This is a genomic window from Bacillus cereus group sp. BfR-BA-01360, assembly GCF_022663595.1.
In the GTDB taxonomy this organism is placed as follows: Bacteria; Bacillota; Bacilli; order Bacillales; family Bacillaceae_G; genus Bacillus_A; species Bacillus_A cytotoxicus.
On record NZ_JAKUFV010000034.1, the window covers coordinates 1 to 20272 of the forward strand.

Consider the following 20272-nt stretch of genomic DNA (forward strand, 5'->3'; position numbering starts at 1 on the left):
GTTGCACTATATATTTGTCGTTCCATCTCGACAGTAATCTCTGTTTTAGCCATCCTCAATCCACCTTTTTTTGTACAAAATTCAAATTGTACTACAATAACGCTTTGTTTTTTTTACGAATATTCTACAATCAAGTGTGTCATACTTACTTGCCCTGCTCTAACATACATATAATCGCCAGACCAACTCGGAAGAATAACAGGTGTATACTTAAACTTATCTATCTCTCCTGATTCAAAAAACCACTTCCAAAAATCATCAGATAAAGAAGGTACCTTCTCGTAAAGTTCTCTTACAGAAATAAGTTCCCCGTACCCTTTATATTTTTCTGCATACACCCTATCTATTTTCGAAAGTATTTCAATATACCTATTCACGATACCACCTCGTTTTTATACAAAATTCAAAATTGGTCTTACTTCGCAATCCCTTGCTTCTGTCCAAAAGCCGTTGCTCTCTTATTAATTCGCCCTAAAATCCGACTAACTTGAACCTGTGATTTCCCTATACGTTTTCCGATATTTTCTTGTCTTGTTCCTTTAGAATGCATGTCCCACACAACCAATTCGCTATGCTGCAATGTATCGAAAAAAGAATGAAGAATCACTTTGTTTTCCACTGTACTTTCTACATCTACACTTTCATCTTCAAGTTGTTTTTCTAAAGTAATTTTCTCCCCCTTCACCGTTGTCATCCGGATAGAAAACTTTATCTATAGAGAATGTCCCTGGTTGATAATCTTGTGCAGCTTCAACAAGTTTAGGATCAATATCCAAAGTTTCGCTGATATGGTCCACCGATTCTTCCGACAACTTATTTTTCAAGATTTTCCCCTTCGCATAATATACAGTTCGTTCGATTTTCAACTTCTGTGTCTTCCAAATCTCATTACCAATTTCACCAATTATTTTCGGTACAGCAAACGTAAGGAATTTAAATCCCATTTCAGGCTTGAATTGTTCTCTTGCTTTAATTAGCGCAATCATGCCACATTGCACCAAATCCTCAAATTCAAGACCTGTATCGTCTTTTATCGCTTGTAATCTGTGACCATATTTTTTATGAATGAAATGAAAAACGAACTTTTCGTATTTTTGAATAAATTCTTCATCCGACAGGGCCTTTACATCAATTAACTCAGTCATTTCCCTTCCCCTTTCTGATTTTCCACATGTTTGTTGGTCCTTCCCATAACCCTTGCTTTTTCCATCTTTGTTTCAATTTATTTACATAATTAGGACTTCTATCGTACATAATGCCAATTGTTCTATCTGCAATCCCCTGTAAATTTAATTCCCGAACGCGTTCGGGTGTAAGTCCAGTAGGGGTTCTCATTTGTCTTCCCCGTTTTTTAGGAGTTGGATCAAGATATCTACCCAACCGACGCAATTCTTGACCAGTTGGGCAATTTCTACAAACACTAATACTAAAACAAGCATCATCTGACCGATTGTAATAACAACGTCTACATTTCTGCTCTATAATATCGCCAATCTCGTATGTTAGTTTGGTACGTTCCTCTTTTGTTAGTTTCATATCAACACCTACAAGACTGCTTTGAGCGCCATGCCTAATGCTTGTGATCTACCTTGTAGTTCAAGACGGTGTTCACGTTCTTCACTGGCTATTTTTTCAGCTAATCGAAGATTATCGTTCATTCTGCGCAACTGGTACTCTAACTCGAATTTCTTTTCATTCAGAGCATTAAATTCGTTTTTTAACACGTTGTAATCTTCCTCAGAGTCTCGTAATTGCTGTTTCATACGTTCAAAGCTATCTTCTGCTTCTAGGCGTGCCTTTGTTTCTGCAATAAGATCTTGCGCTAACTTTTCTTTTAAATCCTTTAATTCGCTATATCGCTTTGATATTTCGTTTAATTCTTTAGCTAGTGCATCTTTTTTGTCTATGATTGTAGCCATTGTTTCTTGCCAGCTGCTATCTAATGTCTCTGTCTTGCTTATATGAGAAGAAGCCACAGATTTTAATTGTGACGGTTCAGATTTCGTTTTTTCAACGTTTTGACGCTTTGGTAATGTTTTTGTATCACGAAGTTTCTTAGACGCTCCTACACGCTTTTTAGACGCGCTATTCGCTTCACGCCTTCTCGAAATGTGATAGTATAAATTCCCTTCCGTAACTCCAAGATGTTCAGCGATTCTTCCCCATGTCCATTTCTTTTCGTCCGCAGCACGTAATTTCTCAGCCGTTGCACAAATTTGATCCCAGTTTTTTTGTTCAGCCATACTACTCGTTCTCCCTTCGATTAGGCTACCGCCTAATTTTTCGAGTGTTTTCCCTATTTCACAATTTTGACGACAATACCCATTACGCTTGTCTTGACTAAGCTTTTTAGGAACCTTCTCACACCCTTTACATTGACTATCTTGTATATCTAGAATCCTAAGTCGTATCTGACGCTTCTCCGCTCTATTCAACCCATCACCCCATGTATGAGATTGAAAGGAAAGTAGTACAACGAATTCGCTATACTACCAACCTGTTTTATTAGTCTTCTAACTCTTCATCGAAAGGCTTGTCCTCATCTGTTACTTCGTATTCCTCCGATTCTTGTTGCTCTTGATCCTGAACCGGTTCTTCTGAATTTGGTTCTTCCACTGGCTTCTCCTCTGCCTTTGGTTGTTGCGGAGCTTCTGGCTGATTTTCTTTCCATTCGTGCCATTTCAATGCTAATGGAGCCACACGCTTACGATATTCATCGATAACTTCAATAATTTGGCCAGATGACATATCCAACTCATTTGCAAGTTTCAAGTAAGATTCACCTTCAAGGCGTCGTTTCACGATTTCAGGTAATTTCTTCGGCATTCCATCAAAGCTTGGTGCTAAACCACTGATAATAAATTCATCGACAATTTCACGATCCGCTTGTTCTTTTTCTTCACGCGTTGGAATCTTTTCTTCTGGAATATCAAAGTCTGCTTCTAGCTGTTCATACTCTGGTTTCACTTCTTTTACGATGCCTTTATCATCTACTTCATACTGCGTAACAGGTTCGTTTGTTTTTGTATTGATAGTGACGTTAAAGCTAACTTGCATGGATTCTAATGCAATAAGAACTTTTGTATCGATTAAGTCTGATAAAGCATCTAATTTACCTTTTAACGATGAATCCGTTACTTCTAACACAATTTCTTTTTTGCCATCTGGTTTAAGGTTTACTTTTTTTAACGTTGGTTTGAATTCGATATATGCCATTATGATCCGCTCCCTTTATTTAGCCTTTTTTAGTTTTTTTCTCTTCACGCTTTAATCTGTCGTACTCATCCAAAGTGATAAAACCACCATATTTTTTCACATGTTTTAGCAAAATGAGCTGTAAATGTGGGTATTTGTATTCGAATAATTTTCGCTTAACCTTAAAAGTTTCTGTACATAGACCTTTTATATCGATGACTTCTACATCACCATTTGGCAAATAAACCATGAAGTCTGCTATATATGTAATTGCTAGAAACTTTTTGCCATTCTTCGTGAATGCTGGTTGCAAGTTAAAGCATGGTTGTAATTCAAAATTTAAAACCTCACCTGCAGCTTGGCGAACTTTTAACCCCTCGTAGTAATCAGCCTCAGCTTTGCTATCAAAAACATGACCATCTAGCTCAACTTTTTTATTTCCGTACTTACTCATCGCGAATCCCTGTACTTCCAAAACCATTGATTCCTCGCTCACTATCAGGTAGTTTGTCTACTTCCACAAAAAGAGCTGTTTGCACTGGCGCTATTACGCCCTGTGCAATACGGTCTCCTTTTAATATTTGATACGCTGTACTTTCATAAAATTCCGGCTCACCATGAATATCGTTGCATCCGTAATCTTCGTTACCTTTAGGAGAGGTATTTTCAATAATCACGCCAACCTCTCCTCTAAAACCACTATCCACCGTTCCAAGAATTACCCTTAACTTTGTTCTTCTTGAAATCCCACTCCTTGGCCTTACTTGAAGCTCGTAACCTGGCGGAATTTCAAAAGCTAATCCTATAGGAATGACTTTTGTTTCTCCTGGCTTAATAATTACGTCCTCCGCTGCCATTAGATCAAACCCAGCATCTCCAAACCTCGCATATCGCGGGAGGTCCACATCTTTCAACCTTTTAATTTTCACTCGCAGGTTCATCGTTTTTCCCCTTTCGCTTCGCTGATCAATAAAGTAATTTCATACGCGCCATGTTCCATCGCTTTCATGTAGCACACTCCTTTTGTAAAATTATTGTAAAAATAGTTATCGCTCGAACCACCTAACTATTTACCGCGTTATAATGTAAGTGAGTCTATCATCCATGCAAAATACCCTATGACTTGCTAGGAGCAATCCTAGCCTTTTTATGTGCCCCTACATCACTTCTGTGTAAGTACCTTTTCGATAATCTCGAACTACATTGCCATCCTCATCAAAGTAAGCAATCTCCCAATATGGATGACAATTGTGCTTCTCTATTTCTCCATCGAACAAAACGAACAAATTAGTTTTCCAGTTTCCGACGATCGTACCCCACATGCCAGCTACGTTTACTCGCATACCCATGTAAGCAAAATGCAACTTTCGAAACTTCTGCATTTTCTTGAAGCTTTCTTCCTTGCTGAACAGTTGTGTTATATCGAAAATTCCAAGGTTCTCACACTTCACAAACTCCATAAATGTACTCATTGGCATTAAAGTGAATTTTGTTTTATACGTTTGCCAATACTTAAAGCGAGCTTGTCCTTCATTCTCAGCAATGATAAATTCCTCACATGGCCAATGTTCTAAAATGGTTCGTAATTTGAACTTGTATAACAAGCTCATTGCGCTCTCCCCCTTTAATTTGCAATTAACTTCCGAAATAGTTCTTCATTACGCGTATCTAGTGCAAAATCGATGAGTTGCTTTTTAAGAAGTCTCTCGATGTCATCATGATCTTCTCCGTCTAGGTAGGTTTCTAATGTGCATTCATCGTCTTCAACTACTTCCATGTATAATTCATTACTGTATTTCCCTTTGAAATTTAGCTGAATGTAGATTGGGTCCCTATTGGAATTAAAATGCATAAATGTATCTAATCCTTCGGTAAGAGTGTCATTCGGTTTATAGCATGCAAATTCTCTACCTTCCGAGAATGTCGCTGAAATCTCTATCCCATATGGATACTTTTTAGCATTCTCAACAAAATGAATCCTTTCTACAAACTTTCCATACTTATTGAATGTATATAAAACTCGATATCCTTCATCTTCTCTTGATAACACGTTATCTAAAATGAATTTCATAAACTCCCGCTTTTTCTCAAATGACACGTTGCTCATACTTCACACCTCCAAATTTCATTTCAGCTTCCTTCAAACGTGTTTGAAAATCTTCCCACTCTTGTGCGCGTTTCTTTTGTTCCATCACACCCACTTCACAAGTACATGATTCAAACAACCAAGCCCCTGGGAACGGAGAACTAAATACTTTACCAGTGCCATTGCATGAGCACATATCATTCACTCCTTCTCGCGATAATCTTCGCCTTCAACAGCGATTAAATAATGTTTACTCATTCCAAACAATCGACTTTTTGCTGCATAACCAATCTTTTCAGGTAATGTTTCATCATCTTCATTAGAGCTGTATAAAATCGGCAAATTATGGCGATACCTATAATCAATAATTTGATAGTAGAGATTCTCTTTTGCCTCTGACCACTTAGATTTCCCTAAATCATCCCATATGAGAATCTCTACTTTTTTTGCATGGTCCAACAAACGATTAAACTCTTTCTTTTCATCGTTCATCATCTTTGCTGCAATGAGATCGTCCATAAAGGTTCCATCCGAAATGAGCAACACACTATATCCTTGCTTCATAAGATACTTTGCTGCAGCTACTTGAAGATGTGTTTTGCCAAGACCAAAACTGTTATGATCCCTTTTCGCCTCTGCTCGCTTAGCTGGTTCTAATTGTTTAATTCGTAACTCACCAAATGTAGCTATGAAACCCAAGCTATTCTGTTTTGTTTCTCTAATCTCTTTAAAGTTCTTCAAATACTTTGCCATTGTGTTATACAGAAGCTTTTGTTCTTCTGTTTCTCTCATATAAGAATCAAAACGAGCGTCTGCAAATTCTTCTGGAATCATCGCATTTTTCAAACGACGTTCTAACACTCGTTGCGCTTTACAATCGCAATCCTTTTGCATAGAAACTCTCATACCAAATTCATTTACTTCCTCATAGAAGATAACTTCCGTATCTTGACACTTCGAACATTTATACTCGTTTAATGAAGCTCGGCATGTTCCGCTTTCTATTTGCATTTTCCTCTTCATAATTTCTGCTCGCTGCATAACCTCTGCCAGTGCGCTTCCGATGTGCTGCATTTCCTACACCACCTCTTCGGTTTTTATAATCTTCATCGAGTTTGATAACATCTGCCAGTGTTTTAACGTTGTTCTTTTGCCAATCGAATAATATACCGCTAATGTACTTCCAACGTTTTGCATTCTGATCTATCGCTCTATCGACTGCTTCCATTATGATTTGGCTACCTAATACGTCACAAAATTCACCAAGGTCTTGCATTGCTGTTTCACTTAAAGGGATGTTGTTCTGTAAAAGGTAGTTATAACTTTTTTGAAATTCTTCATCTATTAATGGATGCTTATCTGCATCATCAATATGTGTAGTAATATCTGTAGTAATATCTGTTAAAGAAGTTTCGGTTTCAGCAAATGGATTTTGTGATTTCGAAATTTCGTTTTTTCGATTTCGCAAAAAGGAAATGAACATTTCGGAAAAACGCCTTTTATCTAACTTATAGTGAACAGTCGGACTACCATTCGCCTTCTTTACAAAGGTCTGAAGCAACCCCATTTCTTCAAGTTTCTTTCTCGACTTACGGACTGCATATTTGCTAATTCTTATTTCTTCGTGCCACTCTTTATCAGATTTATAAAAGTATCCATCTGGCCTTGTAGTACGATCTGACCAATAAATGAGTTGAGATAAGAACAATCCGATTTCCAAGTCTTCAACAAAATCAACAAATGCTGTATTAATTACAATCTTGTTGGCCTGTCCACTAAACGTGGCAATGATGTCAAATACTTCATGTTGAAAATTCATTCCCCTTACCCCCTCGTGCAAATCGCGATGTAAAACTCATTTTCCTTGACAACTTTCTGTATACGATAACCTGGATAACCAATTTGTATATACCTTGCAATCAACTGTTTCAACTCATCTTTTGATTGTGCTCTCTCCCATAACTTGCAGGAGAGAAGCACCTTGGATTTGTTATTCATTCTTCAATCACGAATTCTTCTTGGCTTGTCCCTTCTGTTGGTGTTTCTTCCACCTCAACTGAATCAGCTTCAATAAATTGCGGTTCTTCTGTAATATCTTTTCGGACTACTTCGTCATGCTGTGCTTGCGATTGAACTTCGATACTAATTGGCAAGTATTTGAACATGTAACGAACTACTGTTTTCTTTGCCATTTCTTCATAATCGGACTTCCAAGGGCTATAATTTGAATTTGCAGAAGCTGAACGTTTACGACGCTTTTCAATTTCACTCTTTGGCATAAACTCCATCTGATGACCACCATCTTTGAAATGAGCAACTGCATATGCTCCGATAAATTCGCCACGATCGCCAAATGATGGTTTATGTTTTAACTGTGGATTTAATCCTAATTCATATTCAAATTCATCATTTTCGTACACTGCATGAGCATAGATGCTTTGAATGTGCCCCGAACGTCTTGCTAAATCAATCATCCCTTTGTAACCAATGATAAAAGTCGCTTCACCTTTATAAGGCAAGATGTAGCAGTGTCCGAGTAATCCTGGTTCTAACCCCAACTGCACTGCTTGCATGACAGCTCCCATAAGCGATGGTACATTGCATTCAAGCAATTTAGGGTTTGTACGAATAGTTGTTAAAGCAATGCGACTCATACGATCCATGTCCATATGTTTTGGTAATACTTCCGCGAAACGTGGAGCCATTTTCTTCATGTACGCTTCCACTGTCTGTTCAGGTGATAAAGGTGCATTCACTTTACGGTTTGCTAATTGATTTTTGATTTTTTCGTTTGTAGCCATTAGTTTTTATCCCCTTTCGTTAACACTGTTAATTTCATTCCATCATTGCCTTCAAAGTTCTCTATGTGCAAAGAACGTCGTCTTCCGGATATATCCACCAATACTAGACACTCAGCTTCCACCCTATTCACAAGATAAAATTCATTCCACTTATCTCCATCGACATCATGTCCTTCAACAAAAACTGCTTTACCAAATAACTCTTTATTAAAAACTGTTGCTTGAATAAGAAACTTCATCAATTATTCCTCCCTTATTTAACTGAGAAGCGACGAGAAGTCGTTTCTTTTGTATACTTTTGAAATAACTCAGGATGTTCTTTTGCAAATCTCTTGCTATCAAATCGTTTGTAGCTATAAGTTTTCCAGTAGATTGTATAGTTCTCAGTTCTACCAGCTTCATTTTTGCCGAGTTTCGCTTTAAGTTTGTTCTCATATTCTGCTTTCTGTTCTTGCAAGCTTTTAATTTCTTTATCAATTTGATTGCGAGCCTCAATCAGAATTTCTTCATCTCTTCCTAAGCTAACAAAGCTGTCTTCGACTGATTTTGGATACAGGTGTTTAAGTAGCTCGGTGGATGCCTCTGTTCCATCAAACATCGGTGGTTCATTCTTCTCAACATGATTGAGCCAGAAGTCTTTTTCAATATCGATGATGTATTGAATGATTTCTTCATCTCGCTCGATCTTTTTGTACACGAATTTGTTTCCACCAATGAGTACCGCAATCCACCATGCTTCGTATCCAGTTACAGCCATATAATGTTGGCATTGAAGAAGATAAGCGTCTGGAACTTCCTCATCTTTCCATTCTTTTTTAAAATATTCCGACGCTGTTTTGCATTCAAGACCAATTTGTTCACCAACAATAAGCCTGTCCACGTTAGCAAGCATCCACGGATATTCAGGATGTTGTAAGATTGCGTTCCTACGTTGCACCTTTAAATTCGTACGTTTGGAGAACTCTTTTGCCACTACTTCTTCCAAAACATTTCCGAAGTACGCTGCTTCACTTTGTTCATCTTCTTTTTTTATTACTTGTGTTTTTTCAAGGAATACTTGAACTGCTGATTTCCATTTATTCAAACCTACGATAGCCGAAACATCTGAACCGCCAATACCTTGTGTTCGTGCTTGCAACCACTGTTTATGGTCCATATTGAGTGTATTTATTAAAACTTTCGCTTGCATGTTTTATTCACTCACTTTCTGTGGTATACTAACTTCAACTTATCTTTTAACGAGGAAGCCCATACCCGTGGGTTTCCTTTTTTATTCTCCAGCGGTTTTCTTTTCAAAACCAAGCTGCGTAATCATGTAATCCATGATGTTTTCACGCAAAACCACTTCACCATCTGGAGCTACTAAGAATTCATCCCCCGGCAAAATTTCACTGCCCATTGCATCCTCAATTGGATGGTCAATCATGTTTTCTTGTGGATCTGGTATGCCATAGCCGTTTCGCATAACCATTGGGTTTTCAATCATTTGCATTCCCCTTTCTAATACTCAGCTTATTAAATATGCATAAGTTCATATAATCTATATATAGAATTTGTATAGATTACGTGTTAAACTTTTCTTACATTGAAAGATAGTCACTCAATTACTTACATTTTCTTACTACCTTTCTTTAAAGCTCTGAACCCATTCTAGAGCTTTTTTATTTAGCCAAAGTTATATAATGAGCTCTCTCAACAACACTTGCGTCAATCCCTTGGCTTTTCAAACGATTAATAATTCCTAAGATGTTTTCACGCTCTTCGTCGCGCTTCTCTTTCGCTCGAAATAATTCTGCAAGTTCCCTTCTAGCCAAGCGTGCCTCTTTAATCCAAATACAAAGCATTAATGGATCGTGCTTCTTTACTGCTTCAATTTGCTTTTGTTCGCAATAATGCAAAAACTCATCTAATATTTGTTTTCTTTTCATGTCTTTTGGTAGAACTGGTGCTGTTATCACGATTTCACTCCTCTTCTTTTCGTTCAATAGTTCGTAAGTGACGCTTGATTTTATTACGAAATACCTCACTTACTTTCAGTGCTTTGATCGCAAGCCAAGTGTCAAATATTTGTTCATCCACCACAAACTCTTTAAAAATGTTTGTATAACCAAACAAATTAATAATTGTAGAATGATCGTTCGTTGCAAGTGTTGCTTCATAAAATGTGTCACGCTCATCACAGGGTTCCTCAATCACTTCCAAAACTTCAAATCCTGCTTCTAAATGTTTTTGAACTGCCTCTTGCAAAACTTTTGGCGCTTCTTCCAATTTGATTAACTTCATATCACTTTCCCCTTTCGTAATTTTTTATTTTCTTCTTCAAGTCGCTCGTTCTCGTTGATAAGCTGTTCAATGAATGTTCCTGCGACTGCTATTCCCCCAAAAACAACTATGATGACTAATCCAGTGATGAAAACACTAAACGTACTTTCAGCCAATGCTGGATCCATGTGATACCTCCTTTTGTTTATCGACCCATTCAAGAAAATCTTCTGCCTTAACGCGTTTACTTTTACCGATTGTGATTGTTGGGAAATCCTTTCGTTTCATCAGTGCATACGCCGACGAACGAGAAATATTTAAAAACTTTTGTACATCTTCTGCCTTTAGCGCAAATGGTAATTCTTTGATTTGATACATAGTTAACACTCCTTTTTTACATTGCTTTATTTTGCTGTTCTTCTTTTAAACGACTGATGATATAAGATTGGCCAACTGGCGTTACATATGTAGTAGTCCATGTGAATGCTTCACCATTAGGTTTTCTTTTTACCCCTTGTGCGACTTCAAAATATCCCTTTTCAACCGCCTTTTGTGTCGGCTCAGTAGAACGTTTGAACATTAAACCCCACTCGCGTAACTTTTCAAATAGACGTTTCTGTCCAATTTTGATACCATGTTTCATTGCCATCTTTGCAACTTCACTAACTTTCAGTGATTGATCTGACTGCATACAAGCTTCTGCAAATGTTACTAGTGGTTGTTGCTGCAATACTTTTCGTTCAGCTTCAAGGCGTTTTGCTTTTTCTTCTTTTAAGTTAGTAAGTAGACCAATCATGAAGTCTGGATCAGTTACTGCTTGTTCCAAGACTTGATCTGTCATGTATGCTCCATGTTTTCTGATAGAAGGAAGTACTTCGCTTGTTACCCACTTTTTAAATGCTTTCGCTTCTTTTTTTCTGGAGCGTAAAATCGCTGAATATAATCCCGATTCATTGATAATAATTGCCCCTCTTTTAAAACCCTCTAATGGAAGGTTTAACTTCTCATCTTCATCTAAGTGCTGTGTTAATGAGTAAGCATCTTTAAACTCTAAAATTGCAGCGACATCTTTTGCTACAAACCAAACATCTTCGCCTTGTTTAACCGTTCGAACTTGTCCGAACTCTTCATTATTGAAAACTTGTAATTGATTCATTTCCTTTCCTCCTAGCCGATAAGTTTTATATCCTCCTAGAACGGTATATGGCCATATTGTTCATTTGTTAATACCGTAATGACATAATCTAAATCTAGTTTTTTACACTTATCCATTTCTTGTTCGGACATACGTTTTAACGTATTTACAGCTATTTCTATTTGTTTTTTTAGTATTCGATTTTCATAAGACTCTTCCATGTAATCACCTCATGTGATATACTGATTGCAAATTTTTCTATTTTGTTTTGACTCCTGCTGCAACAGGGGTCTTTTCTTTTTCGTTAAGATAATTATTTAAATCTTCCGTTAATTCTTTCTCTAATTTGAGTACCTCTAACTTCTTACTTAGATATAAATGCTCTTTCGCAAAAAATTTGAAACCCTGTCGATCGTTGTTTAACATCGCTTTCCATTGATTATTAACAGCTTGATTCATTTTCTCAACGAGCAACATTTCTTCTGTTTTAGCCAATCTTCTCACCCTTTTTGATAATCTTGTCCAAGATGTACATTCTTACCTTAATGCGGCATTTATCCTCATTGTTTGCAAATTGAAGCATACGAAGTAATCTAGTATAATCAGCAAATGTTGCATTCTGATAGTTGATATTTAAGTACATCACTTTTCCTCAACCTCCTTTCTTTTCCGTATCTCCTCGCATTTTCTAGCAAAGAACTCTGGACAGTTTCTTTGGAACCAAAGCGACATTTCACGCTTCGTTCTTTCTGGAATTTGCGGTGGTTTGACTACGATCTCCTTCATATTCTTCCTCCTTCAAATCGTTTGTTGCTTATACTTGAAATTCCACATCCACCTTGACTGTAATATCAACTGGTATTTCTTTCGTAACGCGAATAGACGCTGGATGTACCCCTTTTTCGATTAGTTGAGATACGATTTCTTTCACTTCTTCTTGTGTTTCGCATTCGTAAACAGACGTTGCGAATGTAGTTTTATTGATTACTAGATAATTTTGTTCTTGCATGTTGTTGCCTCCCATTTTTCTTCTCCTTCTAAACCATCGGTCTCCAGCCTTCGATAAACTTCATAGCTTCCTCGAAATCTTTCTTTAAAATGTCTCGATAACTATTCACATCGAATGCATCTTTTAAATTTTTACCTAACAAACCAAATAACTTACGTGTAGTGTTATGAACTTCTTTATCAATATGACCGTTGTTCCATAAGAAATAGATACGTCTTCCTTTTGCCTTTTCAAGCACTCGTTGTTGACCGTAATCGATGGTTAATTGTTCCTCGATAACTTGCTCTAAGTTTGTCACGCGTTTATTTAAATTACTTGTTCCTGCTGCAATAAGCTCAATTTGTTTGAACGGGTCAGTAGGGATTTGTTGTTCTCTCATATTGAAATATCCGTCTACAAATTGATCGTATAACTCCCACGCTGTATCATCTTCGAGGATTTTTAATAGTTTTGCGTATCCTCGTTCGGATAAGAGGTATATGTTATTCGATTTAGAAACCATCATTTTGCTTAAAATATTGTGGTCCGTTAAACCGACCTCAAATATCGTTCCCTTTAAATCAACAATATCGATACCATCTTTAAATCGTGAACGGTTTTCGTTAATTCGTAGATTGATATGTTTGACTTCTTTCTCGTGAATTTCAGCAATTTCTTTCACTAACATTGCTTTTTTACCTTCACCAAAACCACCCTCGATTCCAGTGAATTCATATCCTGCGACATGTTGTTTACCTAAAATATGTAGTTCATTCGCTACTGTTAATTGATCTGTCATTGTGCAATTTCCTCACTTTCTAAAATTCGATTAATTTTTTCTTTCACTTTCTTGCCGTCTCGCTTACCTAACAGAATATCTGATAGATACGGACCTGAGATGTTTAGCATTTTGGCTAATTCCGCTTGTTTCATGCCATTTACAAATAGCCACATTTTCACTTTTTTACCGAATGTTTTATCCATGTTGATAACTCCTTCTATTTTTTTAGCTAATTTTTTAGCTTTCTATTGACTTCAACTAACTTATTGAATAAAATAAAGGCATAGCTAAATAAACCTACATTAATAGCCTTTTAACGTTGGGGAACGTGGCATATCGGCTTTGATTTGTAGTGTTTCGAAAGCTAAATAACTAGCTTATGTACAAAGTATATTATTCAATACGTTAGTTGTCAACACCTTTTAACTAACTTATTGAATAAATATTTTCGTGCGGGCTTGGAAGGTTGATTTATATGGGAATTACAGAAATTATTAAGCAACTTTGTCAAAACAAAGGTATATCTGTATCTAAATTAGAAGAAGAATTAGGTTTTGGACAAAACACTATCTATCAATGGAAAAAAAGAACTCCTTCTGTTGAACGTGTACAAAAAGTAGCTGACTACTTCGATGTTTCAACTGATTACTTATTAGGAAGAACAAAAAAGAAATACTGGGAACTTACTGAAAAAGATGAAAAAGATATCCAAAAGAAATTAGAGGAATTAATAGAAGATATGGGAAATGCCGATGCTCTTGCATTCTCTAAAGGATCCGAGCCGATGTCTGAGGAAACAAAACAATTATTAATCATCTCATTAGAAAATGCTCTAAGATTAGGAAAACAAATGGCTAAAAAGAAATTTACACCTAAAAAATATAGAGATGAAGAATGATTGGAGCGGATCTTATGGTTTCGAAACAGCAAATTGACTTAAAAATAGACGAACTACTTAGACGATACAACACCAGAGATCCATTTCTTATCGCTGAAGAAAAAGGGATTGTTGTTATTACCGAAAATTTAGGGGATATTTTTGGATACTATCACAAAGTATCTCGCATCCCTATCATACATATTAACGAACGACTTTCGTATCAAAATCAAGTTTTTACTTGTTTTCATGAATTAGGACACGCTATCTTCCATCCAGATGAGAATACACCCAAGCTGTCTTTGGTGTCTCTTTGTTCTGAAATTCGTATAGAGGCTGAAGCGAATTATTTTGCAACAAAATTTCTTATCGATGGAAGTCATCATGATTATTACATTCAAACAAAACAAGAACTATTACAGTATTATGGAATACCTAAAGAAATGGAGCGTTTTATTTAAGGAGGAATAAACTATGGCTGTAGGAATTTATATTCGTGTAAGTACACAAGAACAAGCTTCTGAAGGACATTCTATTGAATCGCAGAAAAAAAAGCTCGCTTCTTATTGTGAAATACAAGGGTGGGATGACTATCGTTTTTATATAGAAGAAGGTATTTCTGGTAAGAATACCAATCGCCCTAAACTTAAGTTGTTGATGGAACATATCGAAAAAGGCAAAATAAATATATTGTTGGTGTATCGTTTGGATAGATTGACTCGTTCTGTTATTGATCTACATAAATTGCTGAATTTCTTGCAAGAACACGGATGTGCTTTTAAATCAGCGACTGAAACGTACGATACAACAACAGCGAATGGTCGTATGTCGATGGGTATTGTATCTTTATTGGCACAGTGGGAAACCGAGAATATGTCGGAACGTATCAAATTAAATTTAGAACATAAAGTATTGGTTGAAGGTGAACGTGTTGGCGCTATTCCTTATGGGTTCGATTTGTCAGATGATGAAAAACTCGTTAAAAACGAAAAATCAACCATTTTATTAGATATGGTTGAAAGAGTAGAAAATGGTTGGTCTGTAAATCGAATTGTTAACTACCTTAATTTAACAAACAACGACAGAAATTGGAGTCCAAATGGCGTTCTACGACTATTAAGAAATCCGGTACTCTATGGTGCGACAAGATGGAACGATAAAATCGCTGAAAATACACATGAAGGTATCATTAGCAAAGAACGTTTTAATCGATTACAACAGATACTATCGGATAGGTCTATACACCATCGAAGAGATGTAAAAGGCACCTATATATTTCAAGGTGTATTGCGTTGCCCTGTATGCGATCAGACCTTATCAGTTAACCGCTTTATTAAAAAACGAAAAGATGGAACAGAGTATTATGGGGCCCTGTATAGATGCCAACCTTGTGCGAAGCAAAATAAATATAACTTCGCTATTGGTGAAGCTCGATTTCTTAAAGCGCTAAATGAATATATGTCAACTGTGGAATTTCAGACTGAGGAAGATGAAGTTAGTTCTGAAAAAAACGAACGTGAAATACTGGAAAGTCAACTGCAACAAATCGCACGAAAACGAGAAAAGTATCAAAAAGCTTGGGCATCAGATTTAATGAGTGACGATGAATTTGAAAAATTAATGGTTGAAACTCGTGAAACTTATAATGAATGCAAACAGCAATTAGAGAATTGCAAAGATCCTGTAAAAATAGATACAAAATATTTAAAAGAAATTGTGTTTATGTTCCACCAAACCTTTAATAGTTTAGAATCAGAAAAACAGAAAGAATTCATATCGAAGTTCATACGAACTATTCGTTATACTACTGAGGAACAACAACCGACCAGACCAGACAAAAGCAAGACTGGAAAAGGGAAGCAAAAAGTTATTATTACTGAGGTCGAGTTCTATTGATATCGGTTGTATTTGTAGAACTTGACCAGTTGGTCCTGTAAATATAAGCAATCCATGTGAGTGATGTAAAAAAGAGAGCAGTTTCTTCGCTGAACTCGGGAATAAAGAGAGATGTGATAATGGTTGGATAGACGCTTGCAAATGCAAACGAATAACGAGGCTTTCCAAATATACTGTAGGAAGTGTGGATAATCGTAAATGTACTTCTTGACCATCAATTTGTAAATAAAGTGAGCCATTTTGTGGTTTACGCCTTTCTCCAATATCCATAGAAGCTAAAAATTTGAAATGTGAAATGAGTCTCTCTCCAAACTGCTTTTCAATATAATGTTTCGTCATTAAGTCCTGTCCAATGCGCAATTGAATCATTACATTCTCCCGATTGGGTACAATGTGTAAATCAGATGCCTGTACTGCACAAGCTTCTTTCATAATCTTATTGGCAAAATGTTCAATATCATTCATTAGACTCCCTCCTCACTATGTATATATCACGCATAAATCAAAAAGAAAAATAACGAAATTCTTATTTTCTCTGTACTAAAAAGCTAAAATATATTTGTGAAATTATGAACAATTTCTGAATTGTTGACTAAATTTACCTATAAGCAATATTATCTGTATTATAATGTTAATATCTTGGATAAAGTTAAAAAGGTGGAGATCCTAATGGAACAAGCTTTAAAAATTACAGGTGTATTATCTGATCCAACTCGTTATTATATTTATAAATATATTTCACAAAAGCATAGTTATGTAACGGTACAAGAAATTGCCGAGGAGTTTAATATTCATCCGAACGTAGCACGTCTGCATTTATCAAAATTAGAAGATGTAAATATGTTGAAATCAGAAACAAAAAAAACAGGAAAAGGCGGAAGACCAAGTCGACTATATATATTATCTGAAGATGTCATTCAGCTTCAGTTTCCATTTCGAGACTATCAATTATTAGCAAACATTTCCTTAAATGCTCTCCTTAGCCTTGGTGAACCTGGAAAGAAAGCGCTATACGAAACCGGTAAACAGTTAGGTAAAGAAATTATGGAACAACATATGCAGCGTTTGAATGTTCATGAAGCTTCTTTAACATTGGAACATAAAGTACAAATTGCAAAAGAAGCATTATCAACAGCTGGCTTGTCTCCTTCGTTTGAATTAAGTACAGATGGCACAAAAGTTTTCTATAATGTGTATAACTGTCCGTTTAAAGAAGTTGCGGTTCGTCATCCAAATGAAGTTTGTAATATGCATGGGGATATGATGAAAGGAGTTTTTGAAGTTCTATTTCCTCATATGGAATTACAGCGCCATGATAATTTGCTAGATGGCTGTAAATCTTGTAACTACACAGTGAATCTTTAATATTACGTTAAACTAAATGTGTCAAAAAGAAGTCAATTTTATGTGGCTTCTTTTCTTTTTTTCGCAAATATTTACAATAGTAAGAAAAATAAATTATAATAAGAAGGGGATTACTTTTTTTAGAAAAGGAGGGAGATTGCATGGAGCGCATGTTTCGCGTTCTTGGCTTTTGGACTGGAATTTTCTCAGTAATGTTTTACTTAGGGGATATGTACGCTACAGCACTACTATTTTTAGGACAAACAGGATTTTTTGTACTTTTAAGTTATTTAAAGTTGACAGAGCGTATGTATATATACGTATTCGGAGCATATTTAACAGTCTTCTTCATCGGATTTACATACTATACAACATTTTTATTTATTCCTGGAACTGGACATTAGAAAGATGGCAACTTGCCATCTTTTTTTATTTTCCACAATCACCTAGTTGACTTATAGGATTTCTTGAAATATATTTATATAACAGATGGAATGAAGGGGGAATCAACTTGAATACACTGCTAATCGGAATTAATATTGCCGTCATGCTCATCTTAGTTGGCGTATTATACTATATGCAACGTAAGCATGTATCTTTTAATAAACGTGTATTTACTGCTTTAGGAGTCGGAATTACATTTGGTCTTATTTTACAATTCATTTACGATCCTACTTCTAAAGTTATCATTGAATCAAACAACTGGTTTAGTTTAATTGGTAGCGGTTATGTGAAATTGCTACAAATGATTGTTATGCCACTTATTTTAGTTTCTATTATTTCAGCATTTACGAAATTAAAGTTAACAAACAACCTTGGTAAAATTAGTGGACTGATTATCGGTATTTTAATCCTTACAACGGGAATTGCAGCCGCTGTCGGTATTGCCGCAAGCGCGGGATTCGACGTACAGGCAACGGGTTTACAACAAGGGGATGCAGAAACTGCTCGTTTAAAAGCGGTAGAAGAGAAATTCACTTCTATCGAACAAACACCAGTTCCACAAAAATTGTTGGAACTACTGCCTACAAATCCGTTTCTTGATTTAACAGGCGCACGTCCAACTTCAACAATTTCTGTTGTCATCTTTGCTGCTTTCATCGGCATTGCTTATCTTGGCGTAAAACGTAAATATCCAGAGCAAGCAGATGTATTCAAAAAAATGCTTGATGCTGTATATGCAATCGTTATGCGCATCGTAACATTAATTTTACGCCTTACACCATACGGCGTGTTAGCTCTTATGACAAAAACAGTGGCAGGTAGCGATGTAAATGCGATTTTAAAACTTGGTAATTTTGTTTTAGCATCTTATGTAGCTCTTATTGTCATGTTTATCATTCATTTATTATTAATTGGACTCTCTGGTTTAAATCCAATTCAATACGTAAAAAAGGTATTTCCAGTATTAACGTTCGCATTCACTTCTCGCTCTAGCGCTGGTGCAATGCCATTAAATATTGAAGCACAAAAAGAAAAACTTGGTGTCTCAGAAGGAATTGCAAACTTTGCTGCTTCATTTGGGGTATCAATCGGTCAAAACGGTTGTGCTGGTATTTACCCAGCAATGCTTGCTATGATGGTCGCTCCAACTGTTGGAATTGATCCATTACAGCCGCAATTTATTTTAACATTAATCGCTGTTGTTGCAATTAGCTCATTCGGCGTTGCTGGCGTAGGGGGCGGAGCAACATTTGCAGCATTAATCGTACTGTCTACAATGAACTTACCAATCAGTATTGTCGCTCTTGTTATCTCTGTGGAACCATTAATTGATATGGGCCGCACAGCTCTGAACGTGAGCGGATCTATGACAGCAGGCCTTATTTCTAGTAAATGGCTTGGTGAGTTAGATCATCATACTTATGACCAAACTGAACAGACAGAAGAAGTTGCTTCATAATAAAAAGACTCTAACATGATAAAACATGTTAGAGTCTTTTTATTCTTTTCCTTTCCAATATCATCTATCACCAAAAAGGAAACCACTCCTTTCACCATGACACACGTTTTCATCACCTATTGTCCGTTCTTCTACAAATAGCCATTTTTCTCACACCATGCATGAAATTGTCTTACATCTATCCCCACTAAAATAATATCCTTTAACTCTACATCAATAGCATGATGAGCAATGACAATCCTGAATGTTTGACCTGACTATTTTCTACTTTCTTCACAATTCCTATTTTATTTCGATACGATCCATCTTTTATATATATTTTTTATCCTACAATATCAAAATTCAAGACTCTCACCTCTTTTATTGCAAATCGAATAGAAGGTTTCCTTTCATCACGTTATTTCTGTATATATGTGATAAAACAAAAAAAGAGTCCTTCCTTTATTACAATTATTTTTTCTTTATTTCATTTTGGTAAATTATACGTAAAAATATAGAATCACATACTTGAAAACGCTTACTTAAAATATTTACATGGTATAATAAAAAAGTAGAACTTCGTAAAGAGGGAGACAAATGGATATAAAAATTATCACAAAAGTAATCGAAGCATTAAAATCTTATGGATTTCAAGATGTAACATACTGCGAAGAAACAAAACAATTTTTATTTCATAATCAAACTGATATTATGAACGGCTATGCAGAAATCACATATAGTAGTCAATTTGAAAAATTCAACGTGCAAATTCACCCGATTGAAACACATCATCAAGCGGAATTACAAGAAGTTGAAAAACACATTCAATCTTGCATACGTAAAGTAGAATATTTAAATGCTCTTCTGACAGGACAAAAAAAATTAAATAAAAAAGTTATGATGATGTAAAAAGAACGTGATAATTATCACGTTCTTTTTCAGAGTGTTGAAAAACAACTCTGTCAATACGATTTTTTAAAAAAACCTTTAAAAATGTCTCCTTTTCTAGAATAATAAAAAGAAAG

35 protein-coding genes and 2 pseudogenes are annotated in these 20272 nt (G+C 35.9%); 7 read left to right on the forward strand and 30 right to left on the reverse strand.

Annotated features, from left to right (window positions below; translation table 11 throughout):
* Nucleotides 1–113 precede the first annotated feature (113 nt).
* The 28 genes from MR056_RS20445 to MR056_RS20585 all read right to left on the reverse strand — a co-directional run bounded on the left by MR056_RS20445 (nt 114) and on the right by MR056_RS20585 (nt 13451).
* Complete coding sequence (locus MR056_RS20445; RefSeq protein ID WP_012095050.1) at nt 114–377, reverse strand: hypothetical protein; 264 nt, start codon at nt 375–377, stop codon at nt 114–116.
* A gap of 38 nt (nt 378–415) precedes the next feature.
* Nucleotides 416–685, reverse strand: a complete 270-nt coding sequence (locus MR056_RS20450) for a hypothetical protein (RefSeq protein ID WP_239424555.1) — start codon at nt 683–685, stop codon at nt 416–418.
* Nucleotides 648–1145, reverse strand: coding sequence for a sigma-70 family RNA polymerase sigma factor (locus MR056_RS20455; protein WP_239424556.1), 498 nt, complete (start codon nt 1143–1145; stop codon nt 648–650). The genes MR056_RS20450 and MR056_RS20455 overlap by 38 nt, the downstream gene beginning before the upstream one ends.
* Nucleotides 1138–1536 carry a hypothetical protein gene (locus tag MR056_RS20460; RefSeq protein WP_210368470.1) on the reverse strand — a complete coding sequence of 133 codons (399 nt, stop codon included), beginning with the start codon at nt 1534–1536 and terminating at the stop codon, nt 1138–1140. The genes MR056_RS20455 and MR056_RS20460 overlap by 8 nt, the downstream gene beginning before the upstream one ends.
* 8 nt (nt 1537–1544) lie before the next feature.
* Complete coding sequence (locus MR056_RS20465; protein ID WP_041809936.1) at nt 1545–2243, reverse strand: hypothetical protein; 699 nt, start codon at nt 2241–2243, stop codon at nt 1545–1547.
* A gap of 262 nt (nt 2244–2505) precedes the next feature.
* The gene (locus MR056_RS20475; RefSeq protein ID WP_012095055.1) at nt 2506–3216 is read right to left on the reverse strand and encodes a hypothetical protein; all 711 of its coding nucleotides are present in this window, start codon (nt 3214–3216) and stop codon (nt 2506–2508) included.
* Between the two features lie 19 nt (nt 3217–3235).
* Nucleotides 3236–3649, reverse strand: coding sequence for a DUF1064 domain-containing protein (locus MR056_RS20480; protein ID WP_087095262.1), 414 nt, complete (start codon nt 3647–3649; stop codon nt 3236–3238).
* Nucleotides 3642–4136, reverse strand: a complete 495-nt coding sequence (locus tag MR056_RS20485; protein ID WP_012095060.1) for a dUTP diphosphatase — start codon at nt 4134–4136, stop codon at nt 3642–3644. Before MR056_RS20485 ends, MR056_RS20480 begins: the two co-directional genes overlap by 8 nt.
* Nucleotides 4137–4352: 216 nt before the next feature.
* Nucleotides 4353–4805 carry a hypothetical protein gene (locus MR056_RS20490; RefSeq protein WP_012095061.1) on the reverse strand — a complete coding sequence of 151 codons (453 nt, stop codon included), beginning with the start codon at nt 4803–4805 and terminating at the stop codon, nt 4353–4355.
* A gap of 14 nt (nt 4806–4819) precedes the next feature.
* Nucleotides 4820–5302, reverse strand: coding sequence for a YpiB family protein (locus tag MR056_RS20495; RefSeq protein WP_012095062.1), 483 nt, complete (start codon nt 5300–5302; stop codon nt 4820–4822).
* Nucleotides 5283–5477 carry a hypothetical protein gene (locus MR056_RS20500; protein WP_041809938.1) on the reverse strand — a complete coding sequence of 65 codons (195 nt, stop codon included), beginning with the start codon at nt 5475–5477 and terminating at the stop codon, nt 5283–5285. The genes MR056_RS20495 and MR056_RS20500 overlap by 20 nt, the downstream gene beginning before the upstream one ends.
* 5 nt (nt 5478–5482) lie before the next feature.
* Nucleotides 5483–6292: an ATP-binding protein gene (locus MR056_RS20505; protein WP_237701336.1), complete on the reverse strand. Its 810-nt coding sequence runs from the start codon at nt 6290–6292 to the stop codon at nt 5483–5485.
* The gene (locus tag MR056_RS20510; protein ID WP_242136661.1) at nt 6246–7100 is read right to left on the reverse strand and encodes a DnaD domain-containing protein; all 855 of its coding nucleotides are present in this window, start codon (nt 7098–7100) and stop codon (nt 6246–6248) included. Before MR056_RS20510 ends, MR056_RS20505 begins: the two co-directional genes overlap by 47 nt.
* A gap of 175 nt (nt 7101–7275) precedes the next feature.
* Nucleotides 7276–8082, reverse strand: a complete 807-nt coding sequence (gene recT, locus MR056_RS20515) for a recombination protein RecT (RefSeq protein ID WP_210351374.1) — start codon at nt 8080–8082, stop codon at nt 7276–7278.
* On the reverse strand, nt 8082–8321 hold the full coding sequence (locus MR056_RS20520) for a hypothetical protein (RefSeq protein WP_041809942.1): 240 nt from the start codon (nt 8319–8321) through the stop codon (nt 8082–8084). Before MR056_RS20520 ends, recT begins: the two co-directional genes overlap by 1 nt.
* A 14-nt stretch (nt 8322–8335) precedes the next feature.
* Nucleotides 8336–9271, reverse strand: a complete 936-nt coding sequence (locus tag MR056_RS20525; protein WP_012095067.1) for a YqaJ viral recombinase family nuclease — start codon at nt 9269–9271, stop codon at nt 8336–8338.
* Nucleotides 9272–9352: 81 nt separating this feature from the next.
* On the reverse strand, nt 9353–9568 hold the full coding sequence (locus MR056_RS20530) for a YqaI family protein (protein WP_012095068.1): 216 nt from the start codon (nt 9566–9568) through the stop codon (nt 9353–9355).
* 175 nt (nt 9569–9743) lie between these two features.
* Nucleotides 9744–10037 (reverse strand): hypothetical protein, encoded by a 294-nt coding sequence (locus MR056_RS20535; RefSeq protein WP_094374416.1) that lies wholly within the window; start codon nt 10035–10037, stop codon nt 9744–9746.
* 7 nt (nt 10038–10044) lie between these two features.
* Entirely contained in the window at nt 10045–10365 is a 321-nt protein-coding gene (locus MR056_RS20540) for a hypothetical protein (protein WP_094374378.1), read from the reverse strand.
* Nucleotides 10362–10532, reverse strand: coding sequence for a hypothetical protein (locus MR056_RS20545; protein WP_179196723.1), 171 nt, complete (start codon nt 10530–10532; stop codon nt 10362–10364). The genes MR056_RS20540 and MR056_RS20545 overlap by 4 nt, the downstream gene beginning before the upstream one ends.
* Nucleotides 10513–10722, reverse strand: a complete 210-nt coding sequence (locus MR056_RS20550; RefSeq protein ID WP_012095071.1) for a helix-turn-helix domain-containing protein — start codon at nt 10720–10722, stop codon at nt 10513–10515. Before MR056_RS20550 ends, MR056_RS20545 begins: the two co-directional genes overlap by 20 nt.
* Nucleotides 10723–10738: 16 nt before the next feature.
* Complete coding sequence (locus MR056_RS20555; RefSeq protein ID WP_242136662.1) at nt 10739–11500, reverse strand: BRO family protein; 762 nt, start codon at nt 11498–11500, stop codon at nt 10739–10741.
* A 35-nt stretch (nt 11501–11535) separates the two neighbouring features.
* Nucleotides 11536–11700, reverse strand: a complete 165-nt coding sequence (locus tag MR056_RS20560; protein ID WP_176371952.1) for a hypothetical protein — start codon at nt 11698–11700, stop codon at nt 11536–11538.
* A gap of 37 nt (nt 11701–11737) precedes the next feature.
* Nucleotides 11738–11983 (reverse strand): hypothetical protein, encoded by a 246-nt coding sequence (locus MR056_RS20565; protein WP_242136663.1) that lies wholly within the window; start codon nt 11981–11983, stop codon nt 11738–11740.
* A 138-nt stretch (nt 11984–12121) separates the two neighbouring features.
* Nucleotides 12122–12265 (reverse strand): hypothetical protein, encoded by a 144-nt coding sequence (locus tag MR056_RS20570; RefSeq protein ID WP_157671227.1) that lies wholly within the window; start codon nt 12263–12265, stop codon nt 12122–12124.
* A gap of 28 nt (nt 12266–12293) precedes the next feature.
* Nucleotides 12294–12488 (reverse strand): hypothetical protein, encoded by a 195-nt coding sequence (locus MR056_RS20575; protein WP_210351774.1) that lies wholly within the window; start codon nt 12486–12488, stop codon nt 12294–12296.
* A gap of 28 nt (nt 12489–12516) precedes the next feature.
* A complete protein-coding gene (locus tag MR056_RS20580; protein ID WP_242136664.1) occupies nt 12517–13266 on the reverse strand; it encodes an ORF6N domain-containing protein in 750 nt (249 codons plus the stop codon).
* Nucleotides 13263–13451, reverse strand: a complete 189-nt coding sequence (locus MR056_RS20585) for a helix-turn-helix domain-containing protein (RefSeq protein WP_100064857.1) — start codon at nt 13449–13451, stop codon at nt 13263–13265. The genes MR056_RS20580 and MR056_RS20585 overlap by 4 nt, the downstream gene beginning before the upstream one ends.
* 272 nt (nt 13452–13723) lie before the next feature.
* On the opposite strand from MR056_RS20585, the gene MR056_RS20590 reads away from it, so the two are divergent.
* Genes MR056_RS20590 through MR056_RS20600 form a run of 3 tightly spaced genes read left to right on the forward strand, consistent with a single transcriptional unit; the run spans nt 13724 to nt 16021 of the window.
* Entirely contained in the window at nt 13724–14146 is a 423-nt protein-coding gene (locus MR056_RS20590; protein WP_100064856.1) for a helix-turn-helix domain-containing protein, read from the forward strand.
* Nucleotides 14147–14160: 14 nt separating this feature from the next.
* The gene (locus MR056_RS20595; protein ID WP_012095428.1) at nt 14161–14586 is read left to right on the forward strand and encodes an ImmA/IrrE family metallo-endopeptidase; all 426 of its coding nucleotides are present in this window, start codon (nt 14161–14163) and stop codon (nt 14584–14586) included.
* A gap of 13 nt (nt 14587–14599) precedes the next feature.
* The gene (locus MR056_RS20600) at nt 14600–16021 is read left to right on the forward strand and encodes a recombinase family protein (protein WP_242136665.1); all 1422 of its coding nucleotides are present in this window, start codon (nt 14600–14602) and stop codon (nt 16019–16021) included.
* Between the two features lie 24 nt (nt 16022–16045).
* Here MR056_RS20600 and MR056_RS20605 read toward each other — a convergent pair.
* A pseudogene (locus tag MR056_RS20605) lies at nt 16046–16486 on the reverse strand (ATPase, T2SS/T4P/T4SS family); the annotation flags it as partial.
* Between the two features lie 204 nt (nt 16487–16690).
* On the opposite strand from MR056_RS20605, the gene MR056_RS20610 reads away from it, so the two are divergent.
* The 3 genes from MR056_RS20610 (at nt 16691) to MR056_RS20620 (ending at nt 19268) form a co-directional block, all read left to right on the forward strand.
* Nucleotides 16691–17386 (forward strand): helix-turn-helix transcriptional regulator, encoded by a 696-nt coding sequence (locus tag MR056_RS20610; protein ID WP_012095431.1) that lies wholly within the window; start codon nt 16691–16693, stop codon nt 17384–17386.
* Between the two features lie 140 nt (nt 17387–17526).
* Complete coding sequence (locus tag MR056_RS20615; RefSeq protein WP_012095433.1) at nt 17527–17769, forward strand: DUF2626 domain-containing protein; 243 nt, start codon at nt 17527–17529, stop codon at nt 17767–17769.
* Nucleotides 17770–17912: 143 nt separating this feature from the next.
* Complete coding sequence (locus tag MR056_RS20620; protein WP_269147661.1) at nt 17913–19268, forward strand: L-cystine transporter; 1356 nt, start codon at nt 17913–17915, stop codon at nt 19266–19268.
* A gap of 131 nt (nt 19269–19399) precedes the next feature.
* Here MR056_RS20620 and MR056_RS20625 read toward each other — a convergent pair.
* Nucleotides 19400–19587 (reverse strand): annotated as a pseudogene (locus tag MR056_RS20625) (DUF3912 family protein).
* Nucleotides 19588–19844: 257 nt separating this feature from the next.
* Between MR056_RS20625 and MR056_RS20630 the strand changes: the two are divergent.
* Nucleotides 19845–20156 carry a hypothetical protein gene (locus MR056_RS20630; protein ID WP_012095437.1) on the forward strand — a complete coding sequence of 104 codons (312 nt, stop codon included), beginning with the start codon at nt 19845–19847 and terminating at the stop codon, nt 20154–20156.
* Nucleotides 20157–20272 lie beyond the last annotated feature (116 nt).